General features: G+C 43.4%; 5 protein-coding genes and 1 CRISPR repeat array. Of the genes, 1 reads left to right on the top strand and 4 read right to left on the bottom strand.

From position 1 onward, the window contains the following. Positions 1–178 precede the first annotated feature (178 nt). Positions 179–856 carry a tyrosine-type recombinase/integrase gene (locus tag NDI44_RS27395; RefSeq protein ID WP_190416278.1) on the top strand — a complete coding sequence of 226 codons (678 nt, stop codon included), beginning with the start codon at positions 179–181 and terminating at the stop codon, positions 854–856. Positions 857–1,404: 548 nt separating this feature from the next. Further along, a CRISPR array of direct repeats spans positions 1,405–3,953; the repeat unit is 20 nt; unit sequence TTTCAATTTAGTCCCTCGTT. Between the two features lie 169 nt (positions 3,954–4,122). Here NDI44_RS27395 and csb2 read toward each other — a convergent pair. From csb2 to cas3, 4 genes are all read right to left on the bottom strand, one after another. Continuing rightward, positions 4,123–5,595, bottom strand: a complete 1,473-nt coding sequence (csb2, locus tag NDI44_RS27390) for a type I-U CRISPR-associated protein Csb2 (RefSeq protein ID WP_190416277.1) — start codon at positions 5,593–5,595, stop codon at positions 4,123–4,125. Further along, on the bottom strand, positions 5,592–6,596 hold the full coding sequence (cas7u, locus tag NDI44_RS27385; RefSeq protein WP_190416276.1) for a type I-U CRISPR-associated RAMP protein Csb1/Cas7u: 1,005 nt from the start codon (positions 6,594–6,596) through the stop codon (positions 5,592–5,594). Before cas7u ends, csb2 begins: the two co-directional genes overlap by 4 nt. Positions 6,597–6,603: 7 nt before the next feature. Then, positions 6,604–8,571: a type I-U CRISPR-associated protein Csx17 gene (gene csx17 / locus NDI44_RS27380; protein WP_277877722.1), complete on the bottom strand. Its 1,968-nt coding sequence runs from the start codon at positions 8,569–8,571 to the stop codon at positions 6,604–6,606. Positions 8,572–8,642: 71 nt separating this feature from the next. Beyond that, entirely contained in the window at positions 8,643–10,871 is a 2,229-nt protein-coding gene (gene cas3, locus NDI44_RS27375) for a CRISPR-associated helicase Cas3' (protein WP_199305075.1), read from the bottom strand. Positions 10,872–10,946: the final 75 nt, after the last annotated feature.

Raw genomic sequence — 10,946 nt, 5'->3', positions numbered from 1 at the left:
AACACCTGAATCTATGGATTGCAAATGACTCGCTACGACTAACCCTCTTCTCACGTCACAGCTCTCTCCATTTTTTTTATTGAAGTCCCAATTGGGACTTCATTGGGACTTCAGGGGTTGCCCTAGACAAGCTACCCCCAAATCGTGGTAAATCATTGGGCATTGATGGGTAGCCTCGATGAAAATAGATCGACACGGGCAAGCGAAGATTCTTTCCCAAACTGAAATTCAATTGCTATTCAGCGAAGGATTTCAGACAGAACGCGATCGCGCTCTGTTTGCCGTCGCCCTGTTTAGTGCTTGCAGAATCAATGAAGGTTGCACCCTTTTAACCCAAGACGTTTACGACACTAAGCGTCGGGTGCGTCCCTACCTGTTAATTAGAAAAGCCAACACAAAAGGGCAGTTGGACACTCGTACCATCCCGATCATTGAAGACCTACGCTCCATCCTCGCAACCTATCAACCAGTTGCAGGAGATGTGTATTTATTTCCTGGTCGGTTCAATGTTGGACACATCAACCCAGACTCTGCCGCCCGGATATTGAGAAAAGCGGCTCACCGGGTGGGGATCGAAGGAGCCTCAACCCACTCTTTTCGACGCACGGCTCTCACTCAGATGAGCAACGCCGGAATTCCATTGCGCGTCATCGCCGCTTACTCAGGACACCGGGACTTATCCCAACTGTCAGCGTACCTGGAAGTCAGGGACGAACAAATCTTGGGAGCTGCCGCCACCCTATCAATGCTCTCCCCAATCGTGGGGCAGGTCGGGAAAGTCCGATATTCCGACTTGCAGGAAAGTTCTCTCTCTACTCAAATCGACCGATCTGGGTTGATCGAGCAGGACTCCTGAACCGCTGCCAAGAGTGCGATCGCCAATCGGGAAATGTACGTATGACGATGTAGAAACGGAGCGGACAGCAGTGCGATCACCAGTTGAGAAATGTATGCATGACGACTTGGAGGAACATCCTCTCTCAACTCCAATCGAAGGCTCTAGTAGAGACAATTAATCTAGGCGGAATTTTTTGTCACGAAGGGGCACGCCCTTATCCAGTGAGGGTCACAGCTTCATAACACATAGACTGCACGTTCTACCCTATCTTGGCGCATCAACAGCTCGTGCAAATGCCTCAAGTGCCGTTCTATCCAACTATCTCGGCTTAATTCTTATCTAGTCCCTCCTAGGAGGGAAGAGCATTTTCGTACAGTTGCTTGGTGTAGTCTTGTATTAGTTTTAATACAGTCCCTTATATGTTGTGGGAATACAGGAATTGTATCATTCGTTCTTAGTTCCTCAGAACAGGGAATTTCAACACCTTTAGCAGCAGTAATAATCTGTTAGCTGGTAATGTTTCAATTTAGCCAGCCAAACTGCCAAACTTAGTGTCATTCTGGTGGGTTCAATTTAGTCCCTCGTTTCGAGAGAATTTTAACTGGGAGGAAGCATCGCACATCGCTAACCCAGACGTATTTCAATTTAGTCCCTCCTTTCGAGAAATTTTTAATGCCCACTCACGCTAGCCAAGGTGTTCATCCTTTTGAATTTCAGTTTAGTCCCTCGTTTCGAGGGAATTCTAACGCAAAGCACCATAATCTAGCGGCACGGGAAGCGGGCTGATTTCAATTTAGTCCCTCCTTTCGAGGGAATTCTAACAAGCGATCGCATCTTTCGCTAGTGCCCGAACTCCCAAATTTCAATTTAGTCCCTCCTTTCGAGGGATTTCTAACGTAAGGGGTTTCTAAGGTGATGTCGTCGTACTGATTTCAATTTAGTCCCTCGTTTCGAGGGAATTCTAACTTTTAGGCTTGCCATTACCAATTACCTAACTTAAGTTTCAATTTAGTCCCTCGTTTCGAGGGAATTCTAACTCTTCAATGCCATCCGTACCTTCCATGCTGTCCTGGTTTCAATTTAGTCCCTCGTTTCGAGGGAATTCTAATCTGTGCTGCCATCTGCAACTCGATAGTGTTTACCACATTTCAATTTAGTCCCTCGTTTCGAGGGAATTCTAACACTGGAAATATTACCGGAAATTTGACGGGTGATGTATTTCAATTTAGTCCCTCGTTTCGAGGGAATTCTAACTTTACCGCTGCTTGACGGATGCTTTACCGCTCATTGTTTCAATTTAGTCTCTCAAACGAGGGAATTCTAACCTGGGGTCTGTGGTCATGTCCAAGTCTTCGCGCACGTTTCAAATTAGTCCCTCGTTTCGAGAGAATTCTAACAATCACGGGAATTAGCCAGTCGCGTCCTGTCTTATTTCAATTTAGTCCCTCGTTTCGAGGGAATTTTAATGTTTACTAGCTAAGGATGAAGCAACCTTCCCCCGATTTCAATTTAGTCCCTCGTTCGAGGGACTTCTAACCTGGTTATGGGCTAGCTAAGCACAAAGGTTACTGATTTCAATTTAGTCCCTCGTTCGAGGGAATTCTAACCTCAAACTTCGGCGCATTGCGAATTGTCATATCAGCATTTCAATTTAGTCCCTCGTTCGAGGGAATTCTAACTACCTTGCACACAAACCATCCGTCCAGCGCGTCGTGATTTCAATTTAGTCCCTCAAACGAGGGAATTCTAACTCTAAGTTGCTCCTCGATCACGTCAATGTACTCCTGATTTCAATTTAGTCCCTTAAAACGAGGGAATTCTAACCACAATCCCTTCTCAGCAACGTGGAAAAGCTGACACGTTTCAATTCAGTCCCTCGTTTGAGGGGATTTTTACTTGATGACCTTTTCCGGGTCTATCGGTACTACCAGTTTCAACTTAGTCCCTCTTTTCGAGGGAATTTTAACCTTTTAAGGCAATAATATATCAGGCTCATATCAGCTATTTCAAACTAGTCCCTGGTTTCGAGGGAATTCTAACCTTACCTAAATTTGCGAAGCAATTAGCATCAGAATTTCAAATTAGTCCCTCGTACCGAGGGAATTTTAACTGTAAAATTCTTTTTTCTTCCAGCGGTCTAGCTTATTTCAATTGAGTCCCTCGTTTTGAGAGAATTTTAACGCGAACTGCAAGATTTGTTCTGGCCCTGGAATGCTATTTCAATTGAGTCCCTCATTTTGAGGGAATTCTAACTATCCTGTGCCAAAATATTCGCCGTATGGATCGTTGTTTCAATTTAGTCCCTTGTTCGAGGGAATTCTAACCCCGCCGCCGTTATCGGGGTGATCGTGACTCCGATTTCAATTTAGTCCCTCGTTTCGAGGGAATTCTAACTTGGTAGGTGGCATCAAAAGCAAAATCGGAGAAGCATTTCAATTTAGTCCCTCGTTTCGAGGGAATTCTAACTTTATCCACCTGGTCGAAGTATTGAGCAGCCCAGTTTCAATTTAGTCCCTCGTTTCGAGGGAATTCTAACCATCAGCAGAAACTGCAATTCGTTTGTAGATATAGTGGTTTCAATTTAGTCCCTCGTTTCGAGGGAATTCTAACTAATTCCCACAAACCACCAAGGCATCTTCGGGTTGTTTCAATTTAGTCCCTCGTTTCGAGGGAATTCTAACGCAAAGCCTCGCGCTCTCATTCTCCGAGGCGAGTTTCAATTTAGTCCCTCGTTTCGAGGGAATTCTAACGTTATAGCCACTAGCAGTATCTAGCACTTACGTTCTGTTTCAATTTAGTCCCTCGTTTCGAGGGAATTCTAACGTTATAGCCACTAGCAGTATCTAGCACTTACGTTCTGTTTCAATTTAGTCCCTCGTTTCGAGGGAATTCTAACTTGAATCCCAATGCCTCACTTTGACTATTTGGGAGTTTCAATTTAGTCCCTCGTTTCGAGGGAATTCTAACTTGCAGCGAGGGTCGTAGGTGAACCCAAAGTTGTTGTTTCAATTTAGTCCCTCGTTTCGAGGGAATTCTAACTAAAAATGTTCCTTGCGCCTGCTCTGCCGACAATCCGTTGTTTCAATTTAGTCCCTCGAAACGAGGGAATTCTAACCTTCGCATCTTGAAAGCCTTGCATATTCACTTTTCCAGGTTCGAGTTACGCGAATCATTTGCTGAAATCACTTCAGCAATCCTCTATCCAAAAACGATGGATATGCACGAACAGTAAATGGCTTGAATATCAAGGCTTTGGGGAATTGCGCGGCACGTTGATTGCAGAATTAGCCTACACTTCTAGATACATAGGCTTTCTGGGGAATTAGCCCCTCTACACCTACCCATCCGCGCACTGAAATCAGAGAGCCGAACCCATAATGACAGCGATACCCAAGTGAGATTGGAGCAGAAACTGGACGTGTAAATTCTATCCAGATTCTGAATCCCTTTTCTAGGGCTAGTTTGCCATGCTTCCCGTTGAGCATCCTAGCAGCATCTACCCACACTTCACATTTGCACACGGCAATTAGTTCTCCATCAATTCTCATTCCTAGACCTTTGGGAAACTCCTCGAAAGAAAGTTCACCATTCAATTCAAGATGAGGTAGAAATTTTAGATATTTGAGTGCTTGATGCTCTGCACAATCCTTTTGATAAGAAGTGCCAGGAATCATTCTAGGTCTACCATCCCGCGTCACAGGATAGCGAGAAAGAAACATTGGGGTGATAGATTCCCAATAAGAATGTTGCTCTGATGAGTGAGAGAAATCAACAAGAGCTAAACTTACCCACTGATCTATTCTTACTTTATCAATGTTAGCGATTGCATTAATTGCCGATGGGCTAAAACCTTGGAGTGCATAGAGCCTAATGTACTCAATCCATCGCCCAGTCCGTTCGGTTACAGGAGTAATAAATGCATGGTCATGAGAACCGATTTTCACCCCCGTATCCATACCTGTAAAGATAGGTTCTGGATAAGATTTTGCTAGTCTCCGATGCAATGCCTCGCACAGAGCAATGGATTGGGATACACTAACCTTATTAGTACCTTGAACTGAAAGCAGTACCTGTCTAGGGAGTGTTCGTAGGCGATCGCTTTCAGAACGGAACTGACTCGGTTCAAGTTTATAGGTCGTCTGTTCTACACCAGGAAATACAGCCTGTTTACGGTGTTGGAATACATCCGCAGCTGATAAATTGAGAGAGTCCCATAGCTCATCTTCGGTTAAAGAAGAGTTTAGACTAGCGACAACCCTCAATCCGCTTGAATCAGGATAGGCATTCGCTGTTGGCATCTCTTCAACAAGTTCCCATACTGCTGGTGACTCCCTACGACCAAGATAGGTAATCCCATTCAGAGCCTGCTGCAAAGTTTTTAACTCTTCATCAGAGCAGTCAATATCATAGTTGCAATAGATAGCTGAATCATTTTCTGGGACTAGCAAGCAAGCACTGTACAAAATTTTTCCAGGCGCGATGCTGACATCCTTCTGAACTTGCGGTCTAGGCGAACGCCATTGCAGGTAAGCGGTAGGCGGAAGGTAGTAAGTAGGCAATACTTGAGACATTTTCCACAATATCTGCTTGAGTATTACCTGCTGGCTAGTTGAAAATTTGGTATTGTAGGAACCTGCAACAATAGCTCTTAGAATCCTCATGGGAGCTGGAGGCCAATCTATTAAACCTTCACAGTGTGCATGGTGCCAAGCATTACCGTGATACTGATTGAGGAGTAGGAGAATTTTAATGATCATTCTGGTGCCTCCTCTTCGTCTTCGTTTGATTCAACTAACTCAATAGGAATCTTAACGGTTGTTTTCCCTTTGCACCCACATTCTTTTATTAGCACCTGGACTTCTTTAAGTGCTTCATCTGACGATGGAAATGTTCCATCAACTGTGTTGTATTTAGCATTAGACAACTCTAGATAGCACTCTGAGCGCAACATGATTGGAGAATTCAGAAATTTAGCAAGGAGATATTTAGACAATGCAAATACCAACTGTTTTTCACAATTCTTTAGGTTAGATTGCTCTACCAATCGATTATCAATCACAAACTTTCCAGAATACTCCTCAGCCGTGAATGATTCTCTAACATAGGGAACATTGCCTAAGCCAATACTTGATGCCTTAGTAATTTTTTCAACCTTAACTTTCCCGCCTACTTTTTTTTCTTTTACAAAATGCCCTAGATTAACAGAATCACCTGCGGCTGAGATTGGATCGATACTGGCACCACCTGTAGGCATTGCGATTGCATTTTGGGCAATGAATTGACCGCTTAATACACGCGGGATTCGCATAGAGCCTTGAATATGGCTAAGAAAACATCCCAATACGATTGACATAGGATCGAGCGAGAACACAGCAGGATAGATCCCTTCAGTCTTTACGTTCTCTTTGAGTACATCCCGAAAACGCTTATCTCCTAACTTGGCATCTTTATGCCGAGCCAAATAAGCTGTGCCAATTCGATGCGGAAGCGTGAGAGTGCTGGCGGCAAACTTTCCAGTTAATGAATTGATAATCTCAACGTAAGGTAACCCCTCAAGTTCTGAAATCAGGCTGTTTTTAGCACTATCCCAAATTAAAGCCTCAAATTGGTTAGCTGTTGCTTGAGGGGAATTGAGCAGTACATCATGTCGGTTTCCCCAAGGTAAATAGGCTTGAGAAATACCAACATCTAAGAAAGAAGGGGGTTTGACAGTATAAAGAAGGCTTTCAAACGATGCATCGACTTTGATAAAAGACATAACGACCTCAAATTTTTACAGGAAAGATTAGAGCAGTTGCTATACACTGCCCATTACTGGTGGTTGGAGGAATTGCCAGATTAATCTGCTGTTTTCTAGCTTGGGATTGCAGGGGTATAGTAGAGCCTCGACGCAACCCATTTATAGCAGCTCGATTTAGGTTAAGCTTTTTATCCCATAACAATCTGGCTGCTACTTTGTAAGCGGCTGGAATAGATGCAGATTGAGACTTCCATAAATTATTTGGAATCTGGCATAAACTCAATCCGAACGCTAATTCCAAAATGCGAGTCTCATCTAGTGCTCCCTCAATAAATTGTTGAATGTCAGTTAAGGATGCGTTGAGGTGAGACCGTTCCGATGGATGGTAATCGTCCTCGTCCCACTGCCGCATTAAGTCATCCGCTAATACTGTTAAAGATTGCCCCCGCACAGGATGCGTCTGTTTTGACCAAAACCAAACATTTTTAGTCGGGGAATACCGAGCTTTAGATATATGCCGCCTTAGGTCAGCACTAGCCAGTGCTGCGGCTAATCTAAACTCTGGAGAAGGTTTTTCAGCATAAGCTTGCTTTGCCCATTCCTCTGAAAGCCGGGGTTGAGGTGGATGATACGGTGTGTTTTGGTCACTAAGAGTAAGTTCAACTCTTCCTAAAAGAATGAGTAACTCTTGAATAGAAGCTGTCCCTTTCGCTAGAGCTGTTAGAGATTGCTCTAGCGCCATCAGCAAGTTATATAGTTGATTAGATTGCTGTGGATGCGGTTTGATAAATTTTCTCCACTGCCTCAACTCTGAGCCAATATCTGAACTTCCTGGTTCGGCTAATCCAATGTGAATAGCGTAATTTCCTTGCCCTTTGCGCCTCCAGAATCCAAACCGAGCATAGCGATTGAATTTTAAGTCTTCACTACAATTTGCAAGTAGTTGCAAGAAATCAATCGTGTCATTGACTTGCTCTGCCAATCTAAATCTCAAATCAGATAAAATATCTTCTCTGAAACTTTCAACACCCATCGGCTCGTTCCAGATAGGCAACCAGACTTCATACTTTGACAACTGACTGCGATCGCTCGTATCTGCACTGCCAGAATTAACTTCTAGAAGTAGTGGATAGACTGCAATACTCCAGCCCTGGAACTCCCCATCCTTTAATTCCGACAGATTGCCTGAAAAATTTAATAGTCCTTCAATTGCTAGGATAAAGTCCACTGGATTAGCTAACTGAGAACTAGTGCCATTTCCAGGATAATCTTCAACTTCAGAGGTATTGTGCAATTCTCCCAGAAAATCCGCAATGGGCGAAAGATGGCAGAGAATACCGCTTTTAACCAATGAATCTTTTAAAGGTACGTTAGCAATTGCTGCTTCTACAAAAGTTCTGGCAGTTTGGGTTATATCTCCAGTTTGTAAATCCCAAACGGTTTCACAACAACTTAGATAGGTTGCACCTAGATCGACAGTTGAAACGTTTCCACCTGTACCTAGTAATGGATTAATTTCAGCTTTTGGCTTCCCCTTGACTTCACGAATAAGCAGTGCTGATGCCAACCAATTTTGAAACGAACGTTCGCGAACGTTTCTCCTTAAGACTGGGTAAAGTAAAAGCTTTAGTTCACTACTAGATTTTGTTAAGTCCTCCTGTTCTAATCTGTCTTGGATGCGTTTGAATGTTGTAGCGACATTACTCCATCGCTCCGCTTTAGCTTCGAGGTATGTATTAACACCTCCAGTCTTTAGAAACCCAGAGGCTTTATTCCAAGGAGCGGCAATAGGCTTAGGGCAATAGTTGAGCAGAAAGGTTTCTACTATTTCGTTAATAGAATTCGCTTCTAGGTAAAAACGGCCTGATTGCCAGAATCCCCGTTTACCTGTTACAGCCATTAATCCCAAGCCTTTGAGCCATCCAAGCATTGAGCTTGAATTACACCCAGGAATTTCTACACACCCAACTCTTGAAAAAGCTGGGGCTTGCATACTTGTCCTAATGAAACAGTTGTACTAACTGTAGCAGCTAGTCTAATAAAAGACAACACCTTTATATTTCTTTAACGATTTCTCGCTTCCTTCTGCCGGAGCATCGATGCTTCCACGTCAGCATTCCGGATCAGGGTTTCCAAGTACCAAAGCTTAAAAGCACCAAATTTCTTGAGAAGCTCGCGGACGTTGTGTCGCCATTGTTTTGGGTAAAAACTCAGAGTGGTTTCCGGCTTATGTTCTCCGCCCAATTTGCAGGCCGGCAGTTTGGAGCCTAAAACAACACCTCTTGGAGCTTCAAAATTTAGCTTTCCATCTGCCTCAACTAAAGACTCGCGCACTTTGCCGTGATGGGTTGCAATTATATATTGAGCAAGAAAATCTGCTCCATGCTGTGCGGCAGCGATCGCGCTGGCTAACTCATGGCGATAGCCATTCATTATTTTAGGGCTGTTGTAGTGAGTGGACTTGGCAACTAAATTATTGAATTTTGAACCATTGGCATATTGCTGCCAAATTTCATGCGCTTTTCCCCAGTCGTGCCATCTAGCACAGTCAACTAGCAGGTTTATCTCAGACTCGTTCATAAACTTAGAGAGAATCGGACGATAAGACTCTAGAAATTGTGCTGCATCGCCACAGTGAACATCTAACGCCAGCCAATGTGGAAATGGCGGATCGTCGTCATAGAATTTGACAAACTTTAATTCATAAGGTGTAGGGCGATCACTTGCATTGCCTGTCCATCCTAAGTTATCGTCATAACCTCCAGATTCATAAGGCAAGCACACCACATCACCTGGATTTAACTTATGAAGAAGTTTCCAGCCATCATCCCAAACGTAAGGTTGGTTGGAGATGGCTTTAATCAACTTTTCCAGATCGTAAATGGGAACTGGACACAACGAGTCTTGATGCGGAATGTGTTTGGGAGGTTGGGCTGACCAAAAAACTCTACAATTCAAGCTAGTTGTATCTCGGACGCAATCTGATGCCAAGAAACTTGAATCGTTGCGGGTAAAGAACTGGTTGATTTCACACTCTTCAATCAATTCAGCCTCAACAGCTTTAGATGGAGCTTTTATTCCATCTAAAGAAATTAGTCCAACATCATCTAACTTCAACAGTTGCTCTACTGTCCATAAACAATCAGCTTTTTTATAAGGCAGGAATGATTTGTCGCTTTCTTCATCAAGTTTTCCTTTTGATAACCAAAAAACTTTAGACTCCTGAGCCATATTTGTTCTGCCGCACCTTCCTACTCGCTGTTTGAAGGATGACCAGGGGCACGGTTCAGTGATGAGAATGCGCGAGTCAATATCAACACCAGCTTCTACGACTTGGGTAGCAACTACAATGCCTTCAAAGGAGTAAAGAAGTTGTTGCAGCTCTGAGCGCTTCCATCCCAAAAAGCGGCTATGTAATATCAACAATGGGATGCCAGAATTCTTTAACTCGTCTCCAACCTGCCTAGCTTTTTTTACTGTGTTTAATACGATTAGGGTGAGCGTTCCTGATTGATGGTTAGCAATAGCTAGTGCTGCAATGTCTTGTTCATTCTGCACTACAATTCGGGATAAAGACTTAGGGTTTTTTAGTTTTGCTTCTAGGTACTTATTATTGTAGTCATCATTGGATAACCCGTATTCTTCGTAATCACAGCCAAATTCAATTAACGGGTTTAAATCCATCGTTGCAGACATTACTGCTAATTCAGATTTTCCATAAGTACCTAATTGCCGCCTTAGTTGATGTAATTGAACTGCTGTCGGATATCCTACTCCCATCAATTGAGTTTCATCTAAGATCCATCGACAATCATTATTTAATGCTGCCGCGTGTTTAGGTCTTTGGCTCCAAGGAACTGAGTACCCTCGGTTAAGGGCACGAGTTAGCAACTGATCCTGAGTACCTACAATTACTGCCTTGTTAACAATACAATCTTCATACCCGTGTTCAATTAATCCGCCCTTTAAACAATGCACTGATATATCTAAACCACTAGCATCTAACAACTTTTTAATATTGGAATGAACTTGATCGACCAGTGCGCGTGTAGGTAAACAATAAATTAATCGACTGGGGACATCCTGCTTGCAATCATGTCCGTATAGCCAGGGTACTACCGCACCAGACTCTTTACCTGCTCCGGTCGGTGCAGACACAACAGCAACCTTTTTTCCGTTCCACTGGCTAAAGGATTGCTGCCAAGGATATGGGGAATTTTTTGTAAGTTTCTCGAAAAATTCGCTGTATTTCACCAAGTTCTCCCGCAAAAAGCAATAAAGATTTTCAGCCATAGGTGTTTTGCAATCCACCGTTTATAAGACAAATTTCTGGAGTTGATACAACGCGCCTCAAGCTGGGGCGTACCA

Origin of the sequence: Trichocoleus sp. DQ-A3 (assembly GCF_039961975.1) — a bacterium.
Classification (GTDB): domain Bacteria; phylum Cyanobacteriota; class Cyanobacteriia; order Cyanobacteriales; family FACHB-T130; genus FACHB-T130.
This window is presented reverse-complemented; position numbering and strand designations above follow the sequence as displayed.